Origin of the sequence: Rhizobium sp. UGM030330-04 (assembly GCF_003208455.1) — a bacterium.
GTDB classification, from domain to species: Bacteria; Pseudomonadota; Alphaproteobacteria; order Rhizobiales; family Rhizobiaceae; genus Agrobacterium; species Agrobacterium rhizogenes_A.
Genome location: NZ_QKML01000015.1, coordinates 1 through 25,431 on the forward strand (window position 1 = coordinate 1; position 25,431 = coordinate 25,431).

Below are 25,431 nucleotides of genomic sequence, written 5' to 3' on the forward strand. Positions count from 1 at the left end.
AACTGCAAGCGATGCAGGGCAATGAATGCGTATTTCACTTTGCATCCCTGGCGAAATACGCGGCCGCTTTTTTTAGGATGTCTCGCTCCTCGATAACGCGAGCCAATTCCCTCTTCAGCCGTCTGATCTCTTCGGCTTCGTCGTTGCCCTTGGCGTTCGAGGCCGCAAACTTCTTTTTCCATTCGTACAAAGAATGCTGCCTCACCCCACCCGCTGCGAAACCTCCGCAACCGGATAGCCTCGCCCCGTGATCTGACGCACTGCGTCACGCTTAAACTCTTCGCTGAAATTCGATTTGCTCATGAGACGCTTCTTGCCTCAAAATTAGGAAAGAAGGCGTCTACAAATCTCGGGGTTATTCAGCCAGAACCCAATAGATATTGGGCAATTGGTTTTATTGAACGTGAGAAAAGGGTGCCGCAGGAGCAACGAATGTGACGACAGGGTCAATCGTTGGTGACGATAGCCCATCGAAAACTCAATGTTTTCAAAGGCGCGAAAATCGTCGAATGTGACGAACTACATTTTCTTTTTAAATCAGATTGTTAAGCTGTTTTTTACAATGCAGCTGTGCCGCTCGGCGTACAATCTGCGCTCGGCGCGCAGAATATCGGGACGCTGCCGCGCGATCTGGTCTGCTTCCATGGCAAACCAGATCGCGGATTTTGGGATCAGTTGCAGACCCGCATGCTTTCGGTGTGCCAGCCACCGTCATAGGAGTTGGGAACGCGGCGGTCTTCGAACCAGCAGCGCGGGCGTGGCGGCGGCGGGGGCTCGTAGTAGCGGGGACCGTTGTTGCTGTTGGCGATGGCGCCGCCGATCAGGCCGCCGATGACGCCTGCGGCGAGGCCGCCGGCGATTGCTGCACCGTCATTGTGGCGGCGGTGTTCGCGGTAGGGCGGCGGGGGCGGGCCGCCACGGTCATAACCACGGTCGTAGCGCGGACGATAGGGATAATCCTGTGCGGCGGCGGTGCCGTAGGATGCGAAGACGCTGCCGGTGGCAACCAGCGCGGCAAGGGTGGAAAGAATGATCTTTTTCATCGGGGCTACTCCATAAGCCTGCTTTGGGAGATAGAGGCTCATTATGCCCGGATGATGGCACGGGACGGCTGAACGGTTTGTGAATGTTTCATTTTTGAGCGGTTCATATTGTTCGCACGCCGCTTGTTTTGGTGGGTCCGGAGCGGCGGGGTTTTCAGATATGAAAAAGCCCGGCTGCCGGCCGGGCTTTTTCGCTGAAACCGGTTGGGTGGGATCAGAATTTCACGCCGAGGCCGACCTTGACGGTATGCTGGTCGAAGTCGGTGTTGACGCCGAAAATGTCCTTGTCGCCATAATCGTTGTAACGATATTCCAGCCTGCCGAAGACATTGTCCGTGAAGGCATAATCGAGACCCGCACCGACGGTGTAGCCGTTAAAGGTGGTACTGTCCTTGCCGGCCGCCGGTGTTTCTATGAAGCCGCGTGTGGCGGTCCAGCCAGCCGTCGCATAAATCAGGGCGCGGTCGAAGGCGTAACCGACGCGACCGCGAACCGAACCCTGCCAGTCGGTGCCGATCTGCACGCCGGCATAATCATTGTCATTCCAGTTATAGTCGACATCGCCCTCGATGCCGAGAACCATGTTGTTGTCGAACTGGTAATTGTAACCGGCGAAGGCGCCGAGAATGCCGCCGTCGAAATTATCCGAGGCAACGGGGCCGCCCGCCGAAAAATCACCATTCGCCCAGCCGGCGCCGCCCTGAATACCGAGATAGGGACCCGACCAGGTAAAGACCGGCAGGGTTTCCTGTGCGACAGGAGGCGCCGGGTTTTCGTAGACGGCATCCGCAGCCATTGCGGTGCTGGCCGAAAGGGCCAGGAGTGACGTTACGATCAGCGTTTTCATCGTTATTCTCCCTGAGCTACTGACGTCTATAGCATATATTAGTCTCATTTAATATGGTCGCGGGCGCGGCGATTCCAAGAGGCGACCCGTCTTCACGGGTTCGCGGCTGTCGTGCCCTGATCGCGGCGTTTCTGTCGCCCTGTCATGCTGTTGTGATGCGGCGAACGTCTCTGGCGGCGTTTGGTTCCCTTGGCATTTGCCCCGTAGCGCCAGCGGATTGGTCATTCGCTGTCACGCTTGGTTGTCTTGACAGCGGGGGGTGCGACCATAGAGTTGTGCTGCCCGAGGCACGTCGCTGCTTCGGCGCCCGGTCGACTTCGTCGGTGAGGATGTGACGTTTCGTTGAAACGCTCCGTTACATCGCGACGCGCAGGTTCGGTGGGCAGGAATGGGTCAAAGGAGGGCGGGAACGCATGAGGGTTCGATTTTATGAGGGAGGAGCGACGTGATCGTCGGAGCGGTTCTTAGTGCCATTCTTCTTCTCACCCTCATCGCATTTCCACGGCATCTCAAACCCGTCGTCATCTGCCTGCTGCTGGTCTGGGCAACCACTGCGGCCTTTGTCATCTATGACTGGCAACGCGGCAATCAGCGGCTTGCTCACGTCGTTGCGACAGCAAGTTTCGATACGGCCTGCCCGGACCCCGCCTTGCCCATTCGGGTCAGCTTTCGCAACGACAATGATGTCGCGGTGCAGCGCCTGACCTATACGCTGGAGGGCTTCGAACCGGCTTTCCGCGCTTCCGTTGCCTTCGATCCCTATCAGGTCAGCGAAAGGCGGATCGAGGCCGGCGAGACTTTCGCCGCATGCCGCGTGTTCCGGCTGCGCAACAATGAAAGGGTGGAACCGCAACGCCTGGAATGGCGGGTTACGGTCATTTCAGCGGAATTCGACTGAGCGGTTCATTCGCTCGCCGGCCATCACGGTATTTTGAGAATTCCCGCGCCGTTGCGAAACGCCTTTTATTCCAGAGGATTCATGAATCCGCTGCGCCGGCGCCAGTCGTGCCGATGCCGGTTCGTGCCTGGCATGACTTGTTTTCGCCCGTTTGCGATGCCATCTCCCCACCCGTCCGATGAATGTCGCGGGTTGACGGTTTGCGTATAGTTCTGAAGTTTTTGAAAATCACGGCCATCGGCCTTGTTGCCCTGCCGGTTCTGGCGGGCGCGCATATGGGTATCGGTCAGCTGACGGGAAATTTTCACGAGGTCATCCCCGGAGAGCTTTATCGTTCGGCACAGCCGAGCGGCAAGGACATCACCGCTTATGCCAAGACCTACGGCATCAAGACGATCATCAATCTGCGCGATGAAAAACGTGAGGGCTGGTATGATGCGGAAAGCAAGGCGGCGAAAAACAATGGCATCCGGCTTGTCGATTATCCGATGAGCTCGAGTGAAAAGCTATCGCCGCAGGATGCGGAAACGCTGGTGGCGGTGCTGCGCAATGCGGAAAAGCCGATCCTCATCCATTGCGAACACGGTGCCAACCGCACCGGGCTTGCCTCCGCCATCTATGTCGGGGCCGTGGCCGGCAAGAGCGAGGCGGCCGCCGAATTCCAGCTTTCGCCCTATTACGGGCATGTGCCGATCCCCGGTATCGGGCGCTATGAAATGTACCAGTCCTGGGATGATTTCGAGGAAACCATCGGCTTTTGAGTGTTACCTTATACGCGGGGCCATCCTCGGCCCTGTGCCGAGGGTCGAACCACGTTGCGTCCGGCAGATAGGTTGCAGATGCTCGGGACAAGCCCGAGCATGACGGAAGAGAAGCCTTCGAACGCTGTCGTCAGCCGTCCTCCGTTACCTGCAAGGCTGCTCAATAATTCCCGCCACTTTCCGCGATCACCTTCGTCAGACTTCCCGAGGCCGGGAAAAGCGGGATGAGGCAGGCCTGGAGCGCGTGGTAGATATCGCCCTTGCCGGGGAACAGCGTATGCGCCGGAACCAGGTTTTCCGTCAGTTCCTCATGCCAGCCGCCATTGCCGTGATCGATGAAGTTGTTGGCGATGGTGCTCCAGATGCGGCGGTAGCTGTCTTCGTAGAACGGGTCCGCCGGCAGGTTTTCGTTGAGGAAGTGGGCAGCCCCCGCCGCCTCGCACATGGGCCACCAGAGCTTTGCCCGCTTGTCGGGATTGTCGTTCCAGTCAAGCGTATAAAAGAAGCCGCCCTTTTCCCGGTCCCAGCCGAGCGCCATGGATTGTACGAACAGCGATTTTGCGGCCACCGGCATCCAGTCGTGGCGGCGCTCGCCCAGAACCCACAATTGCAGGATGAGGCGGGCCCATTCCAGCCAGTGGCCGGGGGTGGAACCGGAGGGGCGGAACATCTCGTTGCCGCGATAATCCTTGTCGAGCGTCCAGTTGTCGTCGAAATGCTCCGGCACGCGGAAATCCAGCTCGCCGGCGCGGCGGCGGATGACGAGATCGGCGATACGCTCTGCCTTGTTGAGGTAATGGCTGTCGCCGGTCACCTCATAGGCCGCCATCAGCGCTTCGGTGAGGTGCATGTTGGAATTCTGGCCGCGGTAATTATCGATGGGCGACCAGTCGCGGTTGAATTCCTCGGCGATCGCGCCGTGTTTTTCTTCCCAGAAACGGGTTTCCAGCACTTCGGTAATATCGGCCAGCATCTTGTCTGCGAGAGGATGGCCGACGGTCCTGGCGGAGGAGGCGGCCAGAAGCACGAAGGCATGGCCGTAACCCTGCTTGGTGGCGTCTACCGGGCCGGCATCGTTCACTTGCCAGAAATAACCGCCATGTTCGCCATCGCGATGATGGTTCCAGAGATAGGTCATGCCGTGGTCGACGATATCGCCGCAGCCGGGACGGCCGAGCAGGTGGCCGATGGAGAAGCAATGCACCATGCGGGCGGAGGCGTGGATGCCGCGCACGGGATCGTTTGCCTGCAGCGGCGCGCCCTTGCTATCGAGATCGAAGAAGCCGCCGGCAGGGTTAAGGGCGCGATACTGGAAGAAATCGAAAAGTCCCTCGGCCTGTTTTACCAGCCATTGGCGGTGCCAGGGCAGGGCGTTCCAGTTGCGGCTGTTGTGATCGTCCTCGGGCATTCTCGTCCTCCATGCGGTTTGCTGCTTCGGCTTATATCCTTGCCGTATAAACCTGTCATCTGTCAGTGAAATTTCGTAACCTGCCGCAATGACGCAAAGCCATGCCTGTCCCTTGAAGATATATTGACATAAACATATCTTTATGTGACTTGACGGCTTGCGATCTTGCAAATCGAAATGAGGAGTGTGCCCGTGTTTGACGATCTGTTTGGCCCTGAAGGGGCAAAGCGCGACGGCGCGGAAATTTTCAAGGCGCTGCGCGAGGCCGCGAGTGAACGCATCCTCATTCTCGACGGCGCGATGGGCACGCAGATCCAGGGTCTCGGTTTTGACGAAGACCATTTTCGCGGCGACCGTTTTATCGGCTGTGCCTGTCACCAGAAGGGCAATAACGACCTTCTGATCCTGACCCAGCCGGATGCCATCGAAGACATCCACTATCGTTACGCCATGGCGGGTGCGGATATTCTCGAAACCAACACGTTTTCGTCCACACGCATTGCGCAGGCCGATTACGAGATGGAAAATGCCGTCTACGATCTCAACCGTGAAGGGGCGCAGATCGTCCGCCGCGCCGCCCAGCGCGCCGAGCGGGAGGACGGACGCCGCCGTTTCGTGGCCGGCGCCATCGGCCCGACCAACCGCACGGCCTCGATTTCGCCTGATGTCAACAATCCCGGTTTCCGCGCCGTCAGCTTCGACGACCTGCGTATCGCCTATGGTGAGCAGATCGACGGCCTGATCGACGGCGGCGCCGACATCATCCTCATCGAGACGATTTTCGATACGCTGAACGCGAAGGCGGCGATCTTTGCCTGCGAGGAGCGTTTCGAGGCCAAGGGCATCCGCCTGCCGGTCATGATCTCCGGCACGATCACCGACCTTTCCGGCCGCACGCTGTCCGGCCAGACGCCGTCTGCCTTCTGGAACTCGGTGCGCCACGCCAACCCCTTCACCATCGGGCTGAACTGCGCGCTGGGCGCGGATGCCATGCGTCCGCATCTGCAGGAATTGTCCGATGTGGCCGACACCTTCGTCTGCGCCTATCCGAATGCCGGCCTGCCGAACGAATTCGGGCAATATGACGAAACGCCTGAAATGATGGCGCGCCAGGTGGAAGGTTTCGTCCGCGACGGTCTCGTCAACATCGTCGGCGGCTGCTGCGGCTCGACGCCGGAGCATATCCGGGCGATTGCCGAAGCGGTCAAGGATTACAAGCCGCGTCCGATCCCCGAGCACAAGCCGTTCATGTCGCTTTCGGGCCTCGAACCTTTCGTGCTGACCAAGGACATTCCTTTCGTCAATGTCGGCGAACGCACCAACGTCACCGGTTCGGCCCGCTTCCGCAAACTCATCACGGCTGGCGATTACGCGGCGGCGCTGGCGGTTGCCCGCGATCAGGTGGAAAACGGCGCGCAGATCATCGACATCAACATGGATGAAGGCCTTATCGATTCCGAAAAGGCGATGGTGGAATTTCTGAACCTCATCGCCGCCGAGCCGGATATCGCCCGCGTGCCTGTCATGATCGATTCCTCGAAATTCGAGATCATCGAGGCCGGTCTGAAATGCGTTCAGGGCAAGCCGATCGTCAACTCCATTTCGCTGAAGGAAGGCGAGGAGAAATTCCTCCAGCAGGCGCGGCTCATCCATCATTACGGCGCGGCGGTTGTCGTCATGGCCTTCGATGAGGTCGGACAGGCGGACACCTATCAGCGCAAGGTGGAGATATGCTCACGCGCCTACAAGATCCTGACCGAGAAGGCCGGGCTTGCGCCTGAGGACATCATCTTCGATCCGAATGTCTTCGCCGTGGCGACAGGTATCGAAGAGCACAATAATTACGGCGTGGACTTCATCGAAGCCACCAAGACCATCCGCGAAACCATGCCGCTCACGCATATTTCCGGTGGCGTTTCCAACTTGTCCTTCTCCTTCCGCGGCAACGAGCCGGTGCGCGAGGCGATGCATGCCGTGTTCCTCTACCACGCCATTCAGGTTGGCATGGATATGGGCATCGTCAATGCCGGGCAGCTTGCGGTTTACGACAATATCGACCCCGAGCTGCGCGAGGCCTGCGAGGACGTGGTTCTGAACCGCCGCGATGACGCGACGGAGCGGCTGCTGGAGGTCGCGGAGCGTTTCCGTGGCACAGGCGCCAAGGACACCAAGGTGCAGAATCTCTCCTGGCGCGAACTTCCCGTCGAGAAGCGGCTGGAACACGCGCTGGTCAACGGTATCACCGAATTTATCGAAGCCGATACGGAAGAGGCGCGCCAGAAGGCGGAGCGTCCGCTGCACGTCATCGAGGGGCCGCTGATGGCCGGCATGAATGTGGTCGGTGACCTCTTCGGTTCCGGCAAGATGTTCCTGCCACAGGTGGTGAAATCCGCCCGCGTGATGAAGCAGGCCGTGGCCGTGCTGCTTCCTTACATGGAAGAGGAAAAGCGCCTGAATGGCGGCGAAGAGAAGAAGGCGGCCGGCAAGGTGCTGATGGCGACCGTCAAGGGCGACGTGCACGATATCGGCAAGAACATCGTCGGCGTCGTGCTGGCCTGCAACAATTACGAGATCATCGATCTCGGCGTGATGGTGCCGACGACGAAGATCCTCGAAACGGCAATTGCGGAGAAGGTGGACGTGATCGGCCTTTCCGGCCTCATCACCCCGTCGCTGGACGAGATGGTGCATGTGGCGGCCGAGATGGAGCGTCAGGGTTTCGACATTCCGTTGCTGATCGGCGGCGCGACGACGAGCCGCGTGCATACGGCGGTGAAAATCCATCCGCGCTATGAGGCAGGGCAGGCGATCTACGTCACCGACGCCTCACGTGCGGTCGGCGTCGTTTCGGCACTTCTTTCCGAAGAGCAGAAGCCCGCTTATATCGATAACATCCGCACGGAATATAAGAAGGTAGCGGAGGCCCATGCCCGCAATGAGCGGGAAAAGCAGCGCCTGCCGCTTTCCCGCGCCCGGGAAAATGCCCAGAAGGTCGACTGGTCGGACTATAAGCCCGTCAAGCCGCAATTCTTCGGCACCAGGGTATTCGAGACCTATGATCTGGAGGAGCTTTCCCGTTACATCGACTGGACGCCATTCTTCCAGACCTGGGAATTGAAGGGGCGCTTCCCGGCGATCCTCGATGACGAGAAGCAGGGCGAGGCAGCACGGCAGCTTTACAGCGATGCGCAGGCGATGCTGAAGAAGATTATCGACGAAAAGTGGTTCCGGCCACGGGCGGTGATCGGTTTCTGGCCGGCCAATGCCGTGGGCGACGATATCAGGCTGTTTACGGATGAAAACCGTCAGGAAGAGCTGGCCACCTTCTTCACGCTGCGTCAGCAGCTTTCCAAGCGCGATGGTTGCCCCAATGTGGCGCTGTCCGACTTTGTGGCGCCCGTCGACAGCGGTGTTGCCGATTACGTCGGCGGTTTCGTGGTGACGGCGGGTATCGAGGAAGTGGCGATTGCCGAGCGTTTCGAGCGGGCGAACGACGATTATTCGTCCATTCTCGTCAAGGCGCTGGCCGACCGTTTCGCGGAAGCCTTCGCCGAGCGTATGCATGAGCGGGTGCGCAAGGAATTCTGGGGTTATGCGCCAGACGAGGCTCTTGGCGGCGATGATCTGATTGGCGAGGCCTATGCCGGTATCCGCCCTGCGCCGGGTTATCCGGCGCAGCCTGACCATACCGAAAAGAAGACGCTGTTTGCCCTGCTCGACGCCACCAATGCGGCGGGTGTGGAACTGACGGAAAGCTACGCCATGTGGCCCGGCTCTTCCGTCTCCGGCATTTATATCGGCCATCCCGAGAGCTATTATTTCGGTGTCGCCAAGGTGGAGCGCGATCAGGTTCTCGATTATGCGCGCCGCAAGGATATGCTGGTCACGGAGGTGGAGCGCTGGCTCGGGCCGGTACTTAACTACGTGCCGACAAATGGCGCTGAGGAAATCGACAGCGCGGCCTGATGTTTCGGGCGTCATTGCTGCAAAAAAAAAGCGCGGGTCCTGCCCGCGCTTTTTTGTTGGCCGTTGCGCTTACGATCTCAGCGCCGCCAGTTCCTCGATGCCGACATGGCTCTCAACCTCGCTGCCGCGCAGATAGAGGTAAAGGCCAATGCAGAAGGCGAGCACGGCGATGAAGACCAGATACCAGGCATGGGCCATGGGATTGACGGCAAGCGCGGTCGTCACCCCGATCGGCGTCAGCCCGCCGAAGACGGCATAAGAGACGTTGTAGGCGAAGGAGAGGCCGGAGAAGCGGACCGATGCCGGGAAGGCGCGGACCATGACATAGGGCACGGCCCCCGCCATGCCGACTGAAAGGCCCATCACGCCGTAAAGAATGAACATGGTTTCGAGCGAGGTGCCAGCATAGCTGTAGAAGGTGAAGGTGGCGATGCCGAAGAAGATGCTGGCGCCCATGAAGAAGACGCCGGAGCCGACACGGTCGATCAGTGCGCCGGCGATGATGACGCCGAAAATGAGGAACAGCGTGCCGAAGCTGGTGCCGGCCAGAGCCTGAGTCGGGCTATAGCCATAAAGCTTCTGCAGGAAGGTGGCCGTCATCAGCGTGGTCACCACGATGGCGGCCGAGAGAACCCAGGTGAGCAGGGCGGAGATGATCACGCCGCGCATATGGTGCTTCAGGACCAGCCCGAGCGGCAGCTTGTCCGTCAGCGATTTCGATTTCTTCATCTCGGTGAAGATCGGCGTCTCTTCCAGCCAGCGGCGCAGATAAACGGCGATCAGGCCGAAAATACCGCCGAGCAGGAAGGGAATACGCCAGGCATAACCGGCAACATCTTCCGGCGAAAAGAGCGAGTTGATGGCAAAGGCGATCAGCGATCCCAGCATGATGCCGAAGGAAAGGCCCGATGTGAGGAAACCGCAGGCAAGCCCGACACGACGGAAAGGCACGTGCTCGGCAACGAAGGTCCATGCGCCCGGCACTTCCCCGCCGATGGCTGCGCCCTGCAGCATGCGCAGGATGATGAGCAGGATGGGTGCCGCCACGCCGATGGTGGCATAGGTTGGCATCAGCGCCATGCCCAGCGTGGAAAGCGCCATCAGGAGGATGGAGAAGGCGAAGACGCGCTTGCGGCCATACCGGTCGCCATAGTGGGCGAGCACGATGCCGCCCAGCGGCCGCACCAGATAACCGGCGGCGAAGATGCCGAAGGTCTGGATCATGACCAGCCAGTCGGGCATTTCCGGCGGGAAGAACAGATGGCCGATGACGGTGGCGAAAAATACGAAAATGATGAAATCGTAAAATTCGAGCGCACCGCCGAGGGCCGAAAGACCGAGAGTTCTGTAATCCTGACCATTGAGGGGCCGGGCTGCCGCCGGTGTGGTGGTGGGAGACATGAGCCTGCTTCTTTTTCTAATTACATATTACTTATGGGCATGGGCCAAGCGCGGCGTGATTTCAAGCCTTATCGATGCTCAATCGCTGAGGTATTTCGATGGACGATCGAGAAAACGCCGCAGAAAAGAGATATTCTCCAGTTCGTCATACAGGCGTTCGGTGATGCCGTTCTCATCGAAATAATAGATTGTCGCTTCGGGAATGGCCAAAAGGACCGGCGAATGGGTGGCGATGATCAATTGCCCGCCGCCATCGGCCGCATGACGGATAATGGCCGCCAGTTCCAGCTGCTTCTGTGGCGAAAGCGGGCTTTCGGGTTCGTCGAGAAAATAAAGGCCGGCACCGTGCAGCCGCTGCTGCATGATGTCGAGAAACCCTTCACCATGCGATCGTTGGTCGATGGCATTGTTTCTGACGATGGTGCGAAACGTCTCCGGGGTTTCCTCGGGAAAGTCCTCGCCTTTTTTCTCGGCCTTTTCCCGCTCCCAGCGAAAATCGTCCAGCGTCTCCTCGTTCAGCCGGCGTATATAGCCGAGCACATCTTCCGCACGCATGAACATGCGGATTTTCGGATATTTCCTGCGGGCGAAATAGAAGGCCTTTGCCACGGTCCCGGCGTGCTGAAGGTAGATATCGCCTGAAACCTGACCATGGTTGCCGATGGCATAGGCCGTCATTCCCGCCGCCAGCCCTTCCAGAAGCGTCGACTTGCCGGAACCGTTATTGCCGGCGAAAAAGGTGATCGGCGTCTTGAATTCAAGGCGCTCCAGATGGCGCAGCGCCGGAACCGAGAAGGGATATTCGTCCCTGCCGCCTGGGGTGTCCTTCATGGTTACGCTGTCGAGAAACAGCATCTTCGCGGTCCTTGCATCTAATCCGTCATGTTCACCGACGTTGCGCTCTGTCGCATCATCATGGCCCGAGTCTCAAAGCAATTGCGTGTGATTACAGCTTAACGTGGGGCACTGTTCGCGCCAATGGCTTGCGGTGGTGGCGGAAATACGCCGTGCCGCCTCGTTAGAAATCCATGTTATTATAATTTAGTATGGCATAAATTTAGTAATGATTCTAAAATATACTATTTATCTTCAATAAATTATCTAATATTAAGATGCTACCTTGAGTATAAACTTCAAATTAATTCAACAATGCCAGTTGTCGTCATTCTCGTTGTTTTTGGAGAGGATGAATGAAGCATATTGCGCTTTTTTCGGTCGCGGTTCTATTTTCCGCGATATTCGTGAGCGAAGCTGAGGCGCGGAAGTCTCGTTTTTTTGCCATACCCGGATTTGGCGGCGGCGAGACCATCGATCTCGTTTATGACCTGCCGGACAACGAGCCTTTTCTTCGCGACGGGGAAGCATTCGACCTTGGTTATCTCAACAGCGGGGATAGGAGCGGTTATGTGCTGTATCGTGGCGAGCGGTACAGCAGGCTCAGCGATGCGGATATTGCCAGGCTGAAGGTGACGCTTGGTTTTGATCCGACGACAAAAGACCGCATGGAGAGGGCGGCAAGGGGCAGCGACGCGCCCTGGAACCTCGTGATTATTGTAGCGGTCGCGATTGTTGGTATTTTTGTGCTTGTTCACAAGGGCATACAAGTTGCCCGGTGGATTTCGCGATCGGCGACAACCTCCGCAGCCACGGAAAATAAGCAGCAGGAGGAGGTCCCCGACCCGCTGGAGGTCCGCAAGAAACAGCTGCTGAACCGTCAATGGCGTGATAGCCAGACGGATCATGCGGCGCGTATCCCGGCAGCATCGTCGGTCCATGTGTCTTCTCGGGCAGACGCTCCGGTCCGAGTGTTCGGACGCAGGGGTGCATGAACAAGACGAAATCCCCGGACCTCAGATGGTTGAGGGATGGTGCTATTCGAACCGGTCGATGATGCTGATGCCGCTTTCCGTGAAGCTGTCCATGGCGGGCAGGGCGGTTGCAGCCTCGGTGAGGGTGATGTGGCGGCCGATCAGTTTTTCCGGCGCAAGTTTACCGCTTTCGATCATGGCCAGCATGTCCTCGTAACGCCATGCCTGCATGCCGTGGCTGCCATAGATCTCCAGTTCGTGGGCGATGACCCGCGCCATGGGGATGGCGGGCATGGCGTGATCGGCCAGCATCAGGCCCACCTGCACGTGGCGTCCGCGCCGGCGCAGGTTGCTGATGGAATTGCAGCAGGTCTGCGGGTGGCCGAGCGCGTCGATTGACACATGCGCGCCGCCGCCCGTCACTTCGCGTACTGCTTCCGAAACATCGGCGACCGTGCGGCTGTTGATCGTCGCGATCGCGCCGAGCTGGCGGGCGAGTTCAAGCTTGTCTTCGGCAATGTCGATGGCGACGATCTGCGCGCCAAGGCCCGCGCCGATCATGATGGCGGAGAGACCGACGCCGCCACAGCCATGGACGGCCAGCCATTCGCCACCCTTCAGGCGTCCCTGATCGGTCACGGCCCGGAAGGAGGTGGCGAAACGGCAACCGAGGCCGGCGGCGGTGGCGTAACTCATCGTATCCGGCAGATGCACGAGGTTCTGGTCGGCATAATCGATGGCGACATATTCGGCAAACGAACCCCAGTGGGTGAAGCCGGGCTGGAATTGCGCTTCGCAGACCTGCTGGTTGCCGGAGCGGCATTCATGGCAACGGCCGCAGCCGGAAACGAAAGGCACGGTGACACGGTCGCCGGTCTTGAAGCGGGTGACGTTCTTGCCGACTGCGGCGATGACGCCGGCGAATTCGTGGCCGGGAACGTGCGGCAGGCGGATATCCGGATCATGCCCCATCCAGCCGTGCCAGTCACTGCGGCAGAGGCCGGTCGCCTTTACCTCGATGACCACGCCGCCATCGGCCGGTTCCGGATCGGGCAGGGATGCGACAACAGGGGTCTCGCCGAACAGTTCGTAAAAAAGCGCGCGCATCATGGCCTCATATCGCTGGAAGGCGGGTTCTAACCTGTACCTGCTCTTAGAGTATTTCCAGAAAAAGTGCGAAGCGGTTTTGCGTCTGGAAGAGCGAAAAACAGATAGAGAGAGTTCTTGCTTTTTGGGGACACAGTACACAACAGTTATGTTGGACCCGTAAAACAGGCTCGACTATCGTCGGGGTTCGTGACGCTTCCCTCTTCCGTCATACCGGCCTCGAGCCGGTATCCAGCCAGCCCAAGTCCTTGGGCTGAAAGGGCTCTTCCCGCCGCACAGACGTGCGTCGACTGGATACCGGCTCAAGGCCGGTATGACGGATAGGGCGGTACCCCGGTGCAGGTAATCTTCGCGTCGTATACTATGTTTGGGCAAAGCGGAAATGCCCTCTTTCGCCAATAGCGCTTTAGTCCTTGATCACCATCAGATCGCCCGCTGCGAATTTGAGCGTCACCTGTTCGCCAAGCGCCGGCGGCGCGGTGCCGGGATCATTGAACATGTCGAAAGACAGGGTCGAACCACCGAGATCGAGACGGGTGCGGATGACGGAACCGAGGAACTGGCTGGAGGTGACGGTGCCGGAAATGGCGACATCGCCTTTCGCGTCGCTGCCAAGCGAACCCGCTTCCGGGCGAAGCGCGAGGGTGACTTTTTCGCCGTTTGCCGCATCGACCGGCTTGTGCAGGGTGATCTGCTGCTCACCGACACGGATGGTGTTGGACGAGGAATCGACGACGGTGGCGTCGATAAGGTTGAGCGTGCCGACGAAAGAGGCGACGAAACGGGTTGCGGGCTTGTTGTAGATATCGAAGGGCGAGCCGATCTGGTCGGCGCGACCGGCATTCATGACGACGATGCGGTCGGAGATCGACAGGGCCTCTTCCTGATCGTGAGTCACGAAAATGGTGGTGATGCCGAGTTTCTGCTGGATCTGGCGGATTTCCTCGCGCAGCGAGACGCGGATCTTGGCGTCGAGCGCGGAGAGCGGTTCGTCGAGCAAAAGTACTTCCGGCTTCGGGGCCAGAGCGCGGGCCAGTGCCACGCGCTGCTGCTGGCCGCCCGACATCTGGTAGGGATAACGGTCCGCCAGATGTTCCAGATGGATGAGCTGGAGCATTTCCTTCACGCGGGCGTCGATCTCGGCTTTCGGCTTGCCGGCGACTTTCAGGCCGAAGGCGACGTTTTCATAGACATTCATGTTCGGGAACAGCGCATAGGCCTGGAACACCATGCCGATATTGCGCTGGTTGGGCCGCAGCGCCGTCTGGTCCTTGCCGTTGATGACGATGGAACCGCCGCTCGGGGTCTCGAAGCCGGCGATCATGCGCAGCACGGTGGTCTTGCCGCAGCCCGACGGCCCGAGGAAGGAGACGAATTCGCCCTTTTCGATGGCCATGTTGAAATCATGCACGACCTGCACGGAGCCGAAGGATTTCTTGATGTTGCTAAGTGTCAAAAAGCTCATGAAAATATTGTCCTCAGGCCTTGGGAGGCGCGCCCTTCTGGTAGCGTGAAACGAGTTGGATCAGACCCAGGCAACCCCAGGTGATGCCGAAGGAAATCACGGCAAGTGCGGCCGGTTCATAGGCGCGGTTGGCGCCGAGCAGCTGCATGTAGGGGCCAAAGGCCGGGCGGTTCAAAAGGGCCGCCATGGTGAATTCACCGATGACGATGGCGAAGGTCAAGAACGCGCCTGACAGCACGGCGACCAGAACATTGGGCAGGATGATGCGGGACAGGATGGTCGCCCAGCCCGCGCCGAGGCTCTGCGCCGCTTCCGTCAGCGTCGCGACATCGATGGTTCTGAGGCCCGTATCGACGGCACGGTACATATAGGGCAGGGCAAGCGTGGCATAACCGAACATCAAGAGCAGGTTGGTGCCGAAGCTCGTGCCGGTCAGCGGCAACCAGCTGGAGGTGTTGTAAAGCCGGATATAACCGAAAACGATGACGATGGCCGGAATGACCAGCGGCAAAAGCGTGATGAATTCGATATAGGGCCGCAGGCCGGGCAGTTTCAGCCGTACCCAATAGGCGGTGGGGACGACAAGCAGAACCCCGAAAACGATGGTGAACAGCGCCATCACCACCGAATAGCTGAAGGTTTCCTGGAAACGCGGATCGGTCAGCACCTTGCCATAGGCGTCGAAGGAATATTCGCCGCGCCGCATTTTCAGCGAGAAATTGGTCATGCCGATCAGCGGCAGGGCAAAATAGAGCAGGCCGAAGATCAGCGCGCCCCAGGCGAAGAACCGCTTCATTTCAGCCACCTTTCGCTGCGGGCACGCAGCCAGATATAAAGCGCATTGGCAATGCCGGTGACGACGATCATGCCGAAGGCGAGTGCGTAACCAAGATGCGGATTGCCGAGAACGTCGCCGCGGATCTGCGCGAAGAGCAGGATCGGCACGATGTTGAGCGAGGAGCCGGTGAGCGCGATTGCGGTTGCCACGGCGCCAAAGGCATTGGCGAAGAGCAGCGACATAGTGCCGAGCAGCGATGGCAGCAGGATGGGGAAGGCCACCATGCGCCAATATTGCAGGCCGGTGGCGCCGAGAATTTCCGCAGCCTCGCGCCATTCGCGCTTCAGCCCGTCCAGTGCCGGCGTGATGATGAGGATCATCAGGGGAATCTGGAAGAACAGATAGGTGACCGTCAGGCCCCAGAAGGACAGGATGTTGAAGCCGAGGAGCCGAAGATCGATGCCAACCTGCGTCTTCAGGAAGACGGTGAGCAGGCCGACAGGGCCGAGCGTGGCGATGAAGGCGAAGGCCAGCGGCACGCCGGCAAATTGCGAGGCGACGCCCGAAAAGGTCAGAAGCGGTCCGCGAATGCGCTGCGGCAGGCCGCCCAGCACGACGGCGGCGGCCACGGCGAAACCGATCAGGCAGCCCAGAGCCGCCGAGGCGAGGCTGATCTTGATCGAAATCCAGTAGGCCGCGAGGATGGAGGAGGTGAAGAGCCCGGCGATGTTTTCCAGCGTGAAGCTGCCATCAGGACGCTGGAAAGCGCCGATCACGATCTTCATCGTCGGCATGATCAGAAACAGCAGAACAAAGACGGCGAAAGGTACGACGCCTATCCAGTGCAACGGCAACTTTCTGCCCGCGTCGGATGGTCCGCCGGTGTTGGTTGATGGCATGCCTTGTCCCCAAACGCCGTTTTTAAAACGGTCTGTGTCTTAAGGTTTAATTATAAAAGAAGCACCCCGGCTTTTTGATCGGCCGGGGTGCGTTTTCAACAGTTTACTTCACGTTTGCGCCAACGACGCTGTCCCAGCCGGCCGTGACGGCGGCCTTGTTGGCGTCAACTTCCTCGAGCGTCGGGAAGATCGCCTTTTCATAGGCTGCTGCCGGCGGCAGGCTGTCGATCAGTTCCTGCGGAACCTTGCCGGCCTTGACCATGGCGTTGAAGCGGATCGGGTGGCAATAGCCCTTCAGCCAGCCGAGCTGACCGTCGTCGGAATAGAGATGTTCCATCCACAGCTTGGCGGCGTTCGGGTGCGGCGCGTAAGCGGAGATGCCCTGAACGTAAACGCCAGCCAGAACGCCCTTCTCAGGGACGACGACTTCTGTCGGCGGGTTGTCGTTCAGCGTCTTCTTCCAGGACAGGGCGTTATAGTCCCAGGCGATGATGATCGGGGTTGCGCCCTGTGCCAGCGTGCCGGCCTTGCCGATAACCGGCAGGAAGTTACCGGCCTTGTTGAGGTCGGCGAAGTACTTCAGGCCAGCTTCACCGGCTTCCTTGCCGGATTTCGCACCGGTGGAAAGGCCAGCGGCGAGAACGCCGAGGATCGCCTGGTTGGAAGCGCGCGGATCGCCTGCGAGTGCCACCTGACCGGAATATTCCGGCTTCAGCAGGTCGGCCCAGTCCTTGGGAGCGTTGGTGACGAGGTCCTTGTTCACGAACATCGACATGACGCCGTAATAGTCGCCGTACCAGTAACCGTCGGCATCCTTGACGTTGTCAGGAATTTCGTCCCAGGTGGAAACCTTGTAGGGCTGCAGCAGGCCTTCGGCCTTCATCTGCGGACCGAAAGCGAGGCCGACGTCGACGACGTCAGGAGCCTGCGGGCCCTTGTTGTCCTTGTTTGCCTTGATTGCTTCCACTTCGTCGGCGGAGCCGGCGTCGGGGTTCAGTTCGTTGACGGTGATTTCCGGGTACTTCGCCTTGAAGGCGGCGATGACGTCGCCGTAACCGCACCAGTCATGCGGCAGCGCAACGGTGGTCAGCATGCCTTCCTTCTTGGCGGCAGCGATCAGTTCGGCGCTCGGCTCGGCGGCAGCGATCGCGGTGGAGGCAATGACCATTGCGGTGGTCGTAGCAAGCAGTCGGCGGCAGTGAGAGATCACTTTTTTCTCCTCTTCGTGTTCTCATATTGCGGACGCTGATACGGATTCTAGATGAAGCTAATGTGACGGCTGGATTGCAATTTATTTATCCGGATTCCGCCACTTTACGCCCATTTTCCGCCATCATCAGGCTTTTGTGCCTGCAATCGCGGGATAATCCCCTCATCATCCTTGTTGGCCAGATCTGTTCCCCAGCTTGGTTACTTATCCTGTTTTATCGTGCTGGTAGCGATCACAGGTATCCAATCAGCGCGCGACATCCGCGTCAAGCAAGTTGCCGGCTATGCAATTTCATGTTCTGTCCGGCCTGCGGAACAGACGCGTCTGTTCGAACAGGCCTTCCAGCGCGTTCATGCGTTCCTTGGTTTCATCCCAGGTGCCGCTCTGGACGGCCTCAATCAGCGCCTCGACGACGAATAATGTCACGACGGAGGAATCCCATGCCGAGGGCGCCTCTATTTTTACCCGGAAGGTGTGCAGGGCGTGGCGGGCCACCGGTGATGTCCACTGATCCGTGAAGAGGATGATCTCAACACCGTTTGCCCTCGCCACTTCGGCAAGCGTCGTCATGTCATGCTCGTAACGGCGGATGTCGAAGATCACCAGCACGTCACCGGCGTTCATGTTCAGCATATATTGCGGCCAGGCGCTGGAATTCGATGACATCAGCGTCGTTTTCGGGCGGATCACCTGCATATGGGTGAAGAAATATTCGGCGATCGCCCCGGTGATGCGTCCGCCGACGAAATAGATGCTGCGCTTGCGGTCGGAAAGCAGCGCTGCGGCATTGTCGAAGACGGCGGTGTCGAGATCGCTCAGCGTATCGCGCAGATTGCCGGTGATGGCGTCGGCGAAGCGGTTGAGAATGTGCAGGCCGGGCGCATTGGTCGCCCAGCGGTCGTGCTTGGCGACCGGGCCGGAGATCGTCGCCTCCAGTTCCTGATGCAGATGCGCCTGGAATTCCGGGTAGCCCTTGTAACCGAGCTTCTGCACCATGCGCGCCACCGTCGGCGTCGAAACGCCGGCATTTTCAGCGATGGTGGTGATGCTGCCGAGACCGGATACGGGGTAGTTGCCAAGCAGGCTCTCCGCCAGCCGTCTTTCCGAACGGGTCAGCGCGTCGTAATGGGCATGGATGACATCCGACACGGTCGCCGTCGTGCTGCGCAAATCTTTCCCCTTCCGGTCTTTGTGCCGGTCTATCGGCTAAAATAAACATCTGCGCCAGCTATCGAGTCAATGGGAAAAATGAAGAGAAAATTTCAAAATTCCATTTGACACTCGCAATAATGTGAAGAATTCTTTTCGTCATTGGCGGGGAGCGGGGTTCCCCGGCGGGGTGCTTTCATGACGGTGCGTTCAGATTTTTTCACGCAGGCGGAAGGGCAGGCGGTCGGTGTCGAGAACGCCGCGGCGAAGGGCGACGTCCTTCTCGTCTGTGAGCATGCCTCCGCCACCATTCCGGAAAAATTCGGTACGCTCGGTCTTTCGCCCGATGTGCTTTCCAGCCATGCGGCCTGGGATCCGGGTGCCCTTGCCGTTGCGCGGCTGCTGTCGAAAAGCCTTGACGCCACGCTCGTTTATCAGCGGTTCTCGCGGCTCGTCTATGATTGCAACCGGCCGCCCGAATCGCCTTCCGCCATGCCGGTGAAAAGCGAAATCTACAATATTCCCGGCAATCTCGACCTTTCCGAAGCGGAGCGTTTTGCCCGTACTTCAGCGCTTTACGTGCCGTTTCATGATCGGGTGAGCGAAATCATCGCCGGGCGTCAGGCTGCGGGCCGCAGGGTGGTGGTGGTGACCATCCACAGTTTCACGCCGGTCTATCACGGGCAGTTCCGGCAGGTTCAGATCGGCATCCTGCATGACAGCGACAGCCGCCTGGCCGATGCGATGCTGGCGGGCGCCGAAGGGTCGGCGCTCACGGTCAAACGCAACGATCCCTATGGTCCGGAAGACGGCGTGACGCATACGCTGAGGCTGCATGCGCTGCCGGACGGGCTTTTGAACGTAATGATCGAAATCCGCAACGATCTGATCACCAATGAAGGAGAGCAGGCGGCCATCGCCGGTTTCCTCCACGAACTTATGGGGAAGGCACTCTCATCGATCGATGAGTGAGGGAGCTATGGCCGGCCGATGGTGAAAACACCGGGGCCGGCCACCAAACGAGACTGCCGACATTCAGGGAAAGCCGGAAAGGCATGAAGCGGCAAGGGAACAGCAAGTGCGTGCGGCACAGCGCGGAAACCTTCCGCAGGTGCTGAAAACTGGGGCACAATCGGCCAATAACGGCTGACTGGCTTGTTTTTTTCTTATTCAGGAGAGAAGGGCATGGACAGTTCATCGTCAGGCGTCAGCTATAAGAAAGCTGATGCATCCTATTTCGAAAAACGCGGACTTTCCCGTTATGCGGGGGTGTGGTCGCTCTGGTCGCTCGGCGTCGGGGCGGTTATTTCAGGGCATTTTTCCGGATGGAATTTCGGCTTTTCCACCGGCGGCTGGGGCGGCATGCTGGTGGCGGGCATCATCATCGCCATCATGTATCTCGGGCTGACATTTTCGATCGCGGAAATGAGCCCGGCGCTTCCGCACACCGGTGCTGCCTATTCCTTCGCCCGCACGGCCATGGGCCCGTGGGGCGGCTTCGTCACCGGACTTTGCGAGAATGTCGAATATGTGTTGACGCCGGCGGTCGTCGTCACCTTCATCACCGCCTACGTGAATTCCATCCTCGGGCTTGATCCCGCCTATTCACCCTTTGTGTGGATAGCCTTCTATGCGATCTTCCTTGCCCTCAACGTCTTCGGGCTGGAGCTTTCCTTCAAGGTCACCCTGATCATCACGCTGATTTCGCTCGGCGTTCTGGTGTTCTTCTGGATCAGCGCCATCCCGAATATCGATTTTTCGCGTTACGCGCTGAATATCGGCGTTGGCCCTGATGGCAAGGCGGTGGAGCTGCCGGAAGGCGGCGGTTCCTTCTTCCCCTTCGGCTTTTCAGGTGTTCTCGCCACGCTGCCTTTCGCGGTCTGGCTGTTCCTCGCCATCGAGCAATTGCCACTGGCCGCCGAAGAATCGGTCGATCCGAAACGCGACATGCCGAAGGGCATCATCCTCGGCGTCATCACGCTGATGGTATCCGCCTTCATGATCGTGCTGCTCAACCCGTCGCTGCCGGGTGTCGGCGCCTTCCATCTCGGTTCCTCGCTTGAGCCGCTGCTGGATGGTTTCAAGGCTATCTATGGCGATGGCGGTGTCGTGCTGCTTGGCCTTGTCGCGTTGACCGGCCTGATCGCCAGCTTCCATACGATCCTTTATGCGCAGGGCCGGCAGATCTATTCGCTGTCGCGTGCGGGTTATTTCCCGACCGTGCTGTCGATCACCCACTCGAAATACCGCACACCCTTCGTTGCCAATATCGCCGGCGCTGTCGTCGGCCTCGCGGTCATGCTCGTCATCTGGTTCTCGCTGGGTGCGGAAGAGGGCGGCAGCATCATCGGCAGCGTGCTTTTGAACATGGCCGTGTTCGGCGCCATGTTCTCCTACATCATGCAGGCGGTTTCCTTCATCCTGCTCCGCAAGAACCTGCCGTATATCGAGCGGCCGTTCCGTTCGCCCTTCGGCATTCCGGGTGCGCTGCTGACGATCATCATCGCCATCGTCACGCTGCTTTACCAGATCCAGGATCCGAACTTCACCAAGGGCGTTCTCTGGGTCGCCGTTTGGTTTGCCGTGGCGATTGCCTATTTCGCCTTTGTCGGACGCCATCGCCTCATCCTGTCGCCGGAAGAGGAATTCGCGCTGGAGCACAAGCAGGCTGCCATGGCAGCGGCGGCTGCAAAGGCCTGATGCTCAAACGAAACGGGCGGCCGTCTGCCGGCCGCCCGATCGCCACACAAAAAGGGAACGGACAAAATGACGAGCTACACATTCGACGCGCTCAAGATGGATGTCGCCGAAGGGCGTATCGACACGGTTCTGGCCTGCCTTGTCGACATGCAGGGGCGTCTGATGGGCAAACGGTTCCAGGCCGAGTTTTTCGTCGAAAGCGCCTATGAGGAAACCCATAGCTGCAATTACGTGCTTGCCACCGACATGGAGATGGAAACCGTTCCCGGCTACAAATCGTCCAGCTGGGAAAAGGGCTATGGCGACTATGTGCTGAAACCCGACCTTTCGACGCTGCGACGGGTGCCGTGGCTGGAAGGCACGGCGCTGGTGCTCTGTGATGTACTCGATCATCACACCCACGAAGAGGTGCCGCATTCGCCCCGCGCGTTGTTGAAAAAACAGGTGGCGCGGCTGGAGGCCATGGGGCTCAAGGCCTATATGGCGACCGAACTGGAATTTTTCCTGTTCGACCAGACCTTCGATGCGGCGCGCGCCAGCGGTTACAAGGGGCTGAACCTCGCCAGCGGTTATAATGAGGATTACCATATCTTTCAGACGACCAAGGAAGAGGATGTCATGCGGGCGCTGCGCAAGGGCCTGCAGGGTGCCGGCATTCCGGTCGAAAACTCCAAGGGCGAAGCGTCCGCCGGTCAGGCGGAAATCAACGTGCGTTATGCCGATGCGCTGACCATGGCCGACCGGCACGCCATCATCAAGAACGCCACCAAGGAGATCGCCTGGTCGAAAGGCAAGGCGGTGACCTTCCTTGCCAAGTGGAACTACAATGCCGCCGGCAGTTCCTCGCATATTCACCAGTCGCTGTGGAGCCTCGATGGCAAGACACCGGCCTTCCTCGACAAGGATGCCAAGCATGGCATGTCGGAGCTGATGCGGCATTATGTTGCCGGGCTTCTGGCCCATGCCAGCGAGATAACCTATTTTCTGGCGCCCTACATCAATTCCTACAAGCGGTTCATGGCCGGCACGTTTGCGCCGACCAAGGCGATCTGGAGCCTCGACAACCGCACGGCCGGATATCGCCTGTGCGGCGAGGGCACCAAGGGCATCCGTATCGAATGCCGCGTCGGCGGCTCCGATCTCAATCCCTATCTCGCCATGGCGGCTTTGCTTGCAGCAGGCATTGACGGCATCGAAAATAAACTCGAACTTGAGCCTGCTTTTGTCGGCGATGCCTATGGCGGCAAGGACGTGCGCGAGATACCCAAGACCCTGCGTGACGCCACTGCCTTTCTGGACGGATCGAAAATGCTGCGCAACGCCTTTGGCGACGATGTGATCGATCATTATGTCCATGCCGGACGGTGGGAGCAGGAAGAATACGACCGCCGCGTGACCGACTGGGAAGTGGCGCGCGGTTTCGAACGGGCCTAATCATTACGGGAAAACATCATGACCATGATCCAGAATATCTCGCCCATCGACGGCTCGGTTTATGCCGAGCGGGAGGCGATGTCGCTGGAGGCGGCGCGGGCCGCCGTTTCAAGAGCGCGCAAGGCGCAGAAAGACTGGGCCCGACGTCCGCTTGAGGACCGCGTTCAGCTGGTTCTGAAGGGTGTGGCGCGCCTCAACGAAATGGTAGCGGAGGTTGTGCCGGAACTGGCGCATATGATGGGCCGTCCGGTGCGTTACGGTGGCGAGTTCAAAGGCTTCAACGAGCGCTCCAATTATGTCGCTTCCATCGCCGCCGATGCGCTGGCGCCGCTCGTCATCGAGGAAAGCGGCAATTTCGAACGCCGTATCGAGCGCGAGGCCCATGGTGTGGTCTTCGTCATCGCGCCGTGGAACTATCCTTACATGACGGCGATCAACACCGTCGCGCCCGCCTTGATGGCCGGCAATACGGTGGTCATCAAACATGCGGCGCAGACATTGCTGGTCGGCGAACGCATGGTGCGGGCTTTCGTCGAGGCCGGTGTGCCTGACGATGTCTTCATCAACGTCTTCCTCGACCATGGCACGACCTCGGCGCTGATTTCCGAGGGCCTGTTCAACTTCGTCAACTTCACCGGTTCGGTGGAAGGCGGTCGTGCCATCGAACGCGCCGCTGCCGGCACCTTCACTGGCCTCGGGCTTGAACTCGGCGGCAAGGACCCCGGTTACGTGATGGAGGATGCCGATCTCGACGCTGCCGTCGATACGCTGATGGATGGCGGCACCTATAATTCCGGGCAATGCTGCTGCGGTATCGAGCGCATCTACGTCAATGAAAACCTCTATGACGAATTCGTCGAGAAGTCGGTGGCGTGGGTGTCCAACTACAAGCTCGGCAATCCGCTCGAGCAGGAAACCACGCTCGGGCCGATGGCCAACAAGCGGTTTGCCAAGGTGGTGCGGGCGCAGATTGCCGACGCCATTGCCAAGGGCGCCAAGGCGCTGGTCGATCAGACGCTTTTCCCGGCCGATGATGGCGAGAGTGCTTATGTCGCGCCGCAGATCCTCGTCAATGTCGATCATTCCATGGAATTCATGACCGAAGAGACTTTCGGTCCCGCCATCGGCATCATGAAGGTCAAGAACGACGATGAAGCCATCGCGCTGATGAATGACAGCAAATACGGCCTCACCGCTTCGCTCTGGACGCAGGATGCGACACGGGCAGCGAGGATCGGTCGCGAAATCGAGACCGGAACCGTGTTCATGAACCGCGCCGATTATCTCGATCCGGCGCTTTGCTGGACCGGCGTGAAGGAAACCGGCCGTGGCGGTTCGCTTTCCGTCCTCGGTTTCCAGAACCTGACCCGCCCGAAATCCTACCATCTGAAGAAAGTCACGAAATGAATATCGTCGCCAACTGGAGCTACCCCACCGCCGTCAAGCTTGGCCGTGGCCGGATCAAGGAACTGGCGGAAGCCTGCAAGACGCTCGGCATCAAGAAGCCGCTGCTCGTGACGGATCGCGGCCTTGCCAATATGGCGATCACCGCGCATGCGCTCGACGTGCTGGAAGAGGCAGGCCTCGGCCGGGCGATCTTCGCCGAGGTCGATCCGAACCCCAACGAGATCAACATGGAAGCCGGTGTGAAAGCCTATCGCGATGGCGGCCATGATGGCGTCGTCGCCTTCGGCGGCGGCTCTGGCCTTGATCTGGGCAAAACCATCGCCTTCATGGCCGGGCAGACCCGCCCGGTCTGGGATTTCGAGGATATCGGTGACTGGTGGACCCGGGCGGATGCTTCCAAGATCGCGCCGATCGTCGCTGTGCCGACGACGGCCGGCACCGGCTCCGAAGTCGGCCGCGCCAGCGTCATCACCAATTCGCAGACCCATGTGAAGAAGATCATCTTCCATCCGAAGCTCTTGCCCGGCGTCGTCATCTGCGATCCGGAACTGACGGTCGGCATGCCGAAGGTCATCACGGCCGGCACGGGCATGGATGCTTTCGCCCATTGCCTCGAGGCCTATTCGTCGCCGTTCTATCACCCGATGAGCGCCGGCGTGGCGCTGGAGGGCTTACGTCTCGTCAAGGAATTCCTGCCGCGCGCCTATAGGGACGGCACGGATATCGAAGCGCGCACCAATATGATGGCAGCGGCGGCGATGGGGGCGGTGGCGTTCCAGAAGGGTCTCGGCGCCATTCACTCGCTCTCGCATCCGATCGGCGCGGTTTACAATACCCATCACGGCATGACCAACGCCGTCGTCATGCCGGCGGTGCTGCGTTTCAATCGTCCGGCCATTGAAGACAAGATTGCCCGCGCGGCCGCCTATCTCGGTATCTCCGGCGGTTTCGACGGCTTCTATGATTACGTGCTGGAACTTCGCAAGGAACTCGGCGTGCCGGAAAACCTGACCGCCATGGGCATCAAGCCGGATCGTATCGACGAACTGGCGGCGGAAGCGATCAAGGATCCGAGCTGCGGTGGTAATCCGGTGCCGATGACGCTGGAAAATACCAGGAAGTTGTTCGAGGATTGCTTCTAAAGGGTGGG

The 25,431-nt window shown here is 59.4% G+C and carries 20 protein-coding genes and 1 pseudogene; 9 read left to right on the forward strand and 12 right to left on the reverse strand.

Annotation, left to right across the window (positions count from 1 at the left end; all coding sequences use genetic code 11):
- The 3 genes and pseudogenes from N434_RS26125 to N434_RS20780 form a co-directional block, all read right to left on the reverse strand.
- Positions 1-303, reverse strand: a pseudogene (locus tag N434_RS26125) (transposase); the annotation flags it as partial.
- A gap of 368 nt (positions 304-671) precedes the next feature.
- Entirely contained in the window at positions 672-1,043 is a 372-nt protein-coding gene (locus N434_RS20775) for a hypothetical protein (RefSeq protein ID WP_065113813.1), read from the reverse strand.
- Positions 1,044-1,257: 214 nt separating this feature from the next.
- The gene (locus tag N434_RS20780) at positions 1,258-1,890 is read right to left on the reverse strand and encodes an outer membrane protein (protein ID WP_065113812.1); all 633 of its coding nucleotides are present in this window, start codon (positions 1,888-1,890) and stop codon (positions 1,258-1,260) included.
- A 445-nt stretch (positions 1,891-2,335) separates the two neighbouring features.
- Here N434_RS20780 and N434_RS20785 point away from each other — a divergent pair, with 445 nt between their 5' ends.
- Complete coding sequence (locus N434_RS20785; protein ID WP_110760146.1) at positions 2,336-2,788, forward strand: hypothetical protein; 453 nt, start codon at positions 2,336-2,338, stop codon at positions 2,786-2,788.
- A gap of 200 nt (positions 2,789-2,988) precedes the next feature.
- Complete coding sequence (locus tag N434_RS20790) at positions 2,989-3,549, forward strand: dual specificity protein phosphatase family protein (RefSeq protein WP_065116018.1); 561 nt, start codon at positions 2,989-2,991, stop codon at positions 3,547-3,549.
- A gap of 160 nt (positions 3,550-3,709) precedes the next feature.
- Here the strand turns inward: N434_RS20790 and N434_RS20795 are convergent, their stop codons facing one another.
- The gene (locus N434_RS20795; protein WP_110760147.1) at positions 3,710-4,957 is read right to left on the reverse strand and encodes an AGE family epimerase/isomerase; all 1,248 of its coding nucleotides are present in this window, start codon (positions 4,955-4,957) and stop codon (positions 3,710-3,712) included.
- A 192-nt stretch (positions 4,958-5,149) separates the two neighbouring features.
- Here N434_RS20795 and metH point away from each other — a divergent pair, with 192 nt between their 5' ends.
- The gene (metH, locus tag N434_RS20800; RefSeq protein ID WP_110760148.1) at positions 5,150-8,923 is read left to right on the forward strand and encodes a methionine synthase; all 3,774 of its coding nucleotides are present in this window, start codon (positions 5,150-5,152) and stop codon (positions 8,921-8,923) included.
- Between the two features lie 69 nt (positions 8,924-8,992).
- Here the strand turns inward: metH and N434_RS20805 are convergent, their stop codons facing one another.
- A complete protein-coding gene (locus N434_RS20805) occupies positions 8,993-10,324 on the reverse strand; it encodes an MFS transporter (protein WP_110760149.1) in 1,332 nt (443 codons plus the stop codon).
- Positions 10,325-10,402: 78 nt separating this feature from the next.
- On the reverse strand, positions 10,403-11,179 hold the full coding sequence (locus tag N434_RS20810) for an AAA family ATPase (protein WP_110760150.1): 777 nt from the start codon (positions 11,177-11,179) through the stop codon (positions 10,403-10,405).
- 335 nt (positions 11,180-11,514) lie between these two features.
- On the opposite strand from N434_RS20810, the gene N434_RS20815 reads away from it, so the two are divergent.
- Positions 11,515-12,153 (forward strand): hypothetical protein, encoded by a 639-nt coding sequence (locus tag N434_RS20815; RefSeq protein WP_110760151.1) that lies wholly within the window; start codon positions 11,515-11,517, stop codon positions 12,151-12,153.
- Positions 12,154-12,195: 42 nt separating this feature from the next.
- Here N434_RS20815 and N434_RS20820 read toward each other — a convergent pair whose 3' ends face one another.
- The 6 genes from N434_RS20820 to N434_RS20850 all read right to left on the reverse strand — a co-directional run bounded on the left by N434_RS20820 (position 12,196) and on the right by N434_RS20850 (position 18,761).
- The gene (locus N434_RS20820; protein WP_110760239.1) at positions 12,196-13,239 is read right to left on the reverse strand and encodes a zinc-dependent alcohol dehydrogenase family protein; all 1,044 of its coding nucleotides are present in this window, start codon (positions 13,237-13,239) and stop codon (positions 12,196-12,198) included.
- A gap of 406 nt (positions 13,240-13,645) precedes the next feature.
- Positions 13,646-14,704 (reverse strand): ABC transporter ATP-binding protein, encoded by a 1,059-nt coding sequence (locus N434_RS20825; protein ID WP_110760152.1) that lies wholly within the window; start codon positions 14,702-14,704, stop codon positions 13,646-13,648.
- A 13-nt stretch (positions 14,705-14,717) separates the two neighbouring features.
- On the reverse strand, positions 14,718-15,500 hold the full coding sequence (locus N434_RS20830) for an ABC transporter permease (RefSeq protein WP_110760153.1): 783 nt from the start codon (positions 15,498-15,500) through the stop codon (positions 14,718-14,720).
- Complete coding sequence (locus tag N434_RS20835) at positions 15,497-16,381, reverse strand: ABC transporter permease (protein WP_110760154.1); 885 nt, start codon at positions 16,379-16,381, stop codon at positions 15,497-15,499. Before N434_RS20835 ends, N434_RS20830 begins: the two co-directional genes overlap by 4 nt.
- Positions 16,382-16,484: 103 nt before the next feature.
- Positions 16,485-17,591, reverse strand: coding sequence for an ABC transporter substrate-binding protein (locus tag N434_RS20840; protein ID WP_065113802.1), 1,107 nt, complete (start codon positions 17,589-17,591; stop codon positions 16,485-16,487).
- Between the two features lie 291 nt (positions 17,592-17,882).
- Complete coding sequence (locus tag N434_RS20850) at positions 17,883-18,761, reverse strand: MurR/RpiR family transcriptional regulator (RefSeq protein ID WP_065113801.1); 879 nt, start codon at positions 18,759-18,761, stop codon at positions 17,883-17,885.
- A 177-nt stretch (positions 18,762-18,938) separates the two neighbouring features.
- Between N434_RS20850 and N434_RS20855 the strand changes: the two genes are divergently transcribed.
- From N434_RS20855 to N434_RS20875, 5 genes are all read left to right on the forward strand, one after another.
- Complete coding sequence (locus tag N434_RS20855) at positions 18,939-19,712, forward strand: N-formylglutamate amidohydrolase (RefSeq protein ID WP_110760155.1); 774 nt, start codon at positions 18,939-18,941, stop codon at positions 19,710-19,712.
- 213 nt (positions 19,713-19,925) lie between these two features.
- On the forward strand, positions 19,926-21,440 hold the full coding sequence (locus tag N434_RS20860; protein ID WP_110760156.1) for an amino acid permease: 1,515 nt from the start codon (positions 19,926-19,928) through the stop codon (positions 21,438-21,440).
- A 66-nt stretch (positions 21,441-21,506) separates the two neighbouring features.
- On the forward strand, positions 21,507-22,874 hold the full coding sequence (locus N434_RS20865; protein ID WP_065113798.1) for a glutamine synthetase family protein: 1,368 nt from the start codon (positions 21,507-21,509) through the stop codon (positions 22,872-22,874).
- Between the two features lie 18 nt (positions 22,875-22,892).
- Positions 22,893-24,281 (forward strand): aldehyde dehydrogenase family protein, encoded by a 1,389-nt coding sequence (locus N434_RS20870; protein ID WP_110760157.1) that lies wholly within the window; start codon positions 22,893-22,895, stop codon positions 24,279-24,281.
- Complete coding sequence (locus N434_RS20875) at positions 24,278-25,423, forward strand: iron-containing alcohol dehydrogenase (protein ID WP_110760158.1); 1,146 nt, start codon at positions 24,278-24,280, stop codon at positions 25,421-25,423. The genes N434_RS20870 and N434_RS20875 overlap by 4 nt, the downstream gene beginning before the upstream one ends.
- The last annotated feature ends 8 nt before the right edge of the window (positions 25,424-25,431 follow it).

Bases quoted from the DNA above. Each gene is read 5' to 3' on its own strand.
- N434_RS20825 (WP_110760152.1), bottom strand. From the start codon at position 14,704: ATGAGCTTTTTGACACTTAGCAACATCAAGAAATCCTTCGGCTCCGTG.
- N434_RS20815 (WP_110760151.1), top strand. From the start codon at position 11,515: ATGAAGCATATTGCGCTTTTTTCGGTCGCGGTTCTATTTTCCGCGATA.
- N434_RS20855 (WP_110760155.1), top strand. From the start codon at position 18,939: ATGACGGTGCGTTCAGATTTTTTCACGCAGGCGGAAGGGCAGGCGGTC.
- N434_RS20830 (WP_110760153.1), bottom strand. From the start codon at position 15,500: ATGAAGCGGTTCTTCGCCTGGGGCGCGCTGATCTTCGGCCTGCTCTAT.
- N434_RS20795 (WP_110760147.1), bottom strand. From the start codon at position 4,957: ATGCCCGAGGACGATCACAACAGCCGCAACTGGAACGCCCTGCCCTGG.
- N434_RS20865 (WP_065113798.1), top strand. From the start codon at position 21,507: ATGACGAGCTACACATTCGACGCGCTCAAGATGGATGTCGCCGAAGGG.
- N434_RS20875 (WP_110760158.1), top strand. From the start codon at position 24,278: ATGAATATCGTCGCCAACTGGAGCTACCCCACCGCCGTCAAGCTTGGC.
- N434_RS20870 (WP_110760157.1), top strand. From the start codon at position 22,893: ATGACCATGATCCAGAATATCTCGCCCATCGACGGCTCGGTTTATGCC.
- N434_RS20775 (WP_065113813.1), bottom strand. From the start codon at position 1,043: ATGAAAAAGATCATTCTTTCCACCCTTGCCGCGCTGGTTGCCACCGGC.
- N434_RS20835 (WP_110760154.1), bottom strand. From the start codon at position 16,381: ATGCCATCAACCAACACCGGCGGACCATCCGACGCGGGCAGAAAGTTG.
- N434_RS20810 (WP_110760150.1), bottom strand. From the start codon at position 11,179: ATGCTGTTTCTCGACAGCGTAACCATGAAGGACACCCCAGGCGGCAGG.
- N434_RS20860 (WP_110760156.1), top strand. From the start codon at position 19,926: ATGGACAGTTCATCGTCAGGCGTCAGCTATAAGAAAGCTGATGCATCC.
- N434_RS20820 (WP_110760239.1), bottom strand. From the start codon at position 13,239: ATGCGCGCGCTTTTTTACGAACTGTTCGGCGAGACCCCTGTTGTCGCA.
- N434_RS20780 (WP_065113812.1), bottom strand. From the start codon at position 1,890: ATGAAAACGCTGATCGTAACGTCACTCCTGGCCCTTTCGGCCAGCACC.
- N434_RS20805 (WP_110760149.1), bottom strand. From the start codon at position 10,324: ATGTCTCCCACCACCACACCGGCGGCAGCCCGGCCCCTCAATGGTCAG.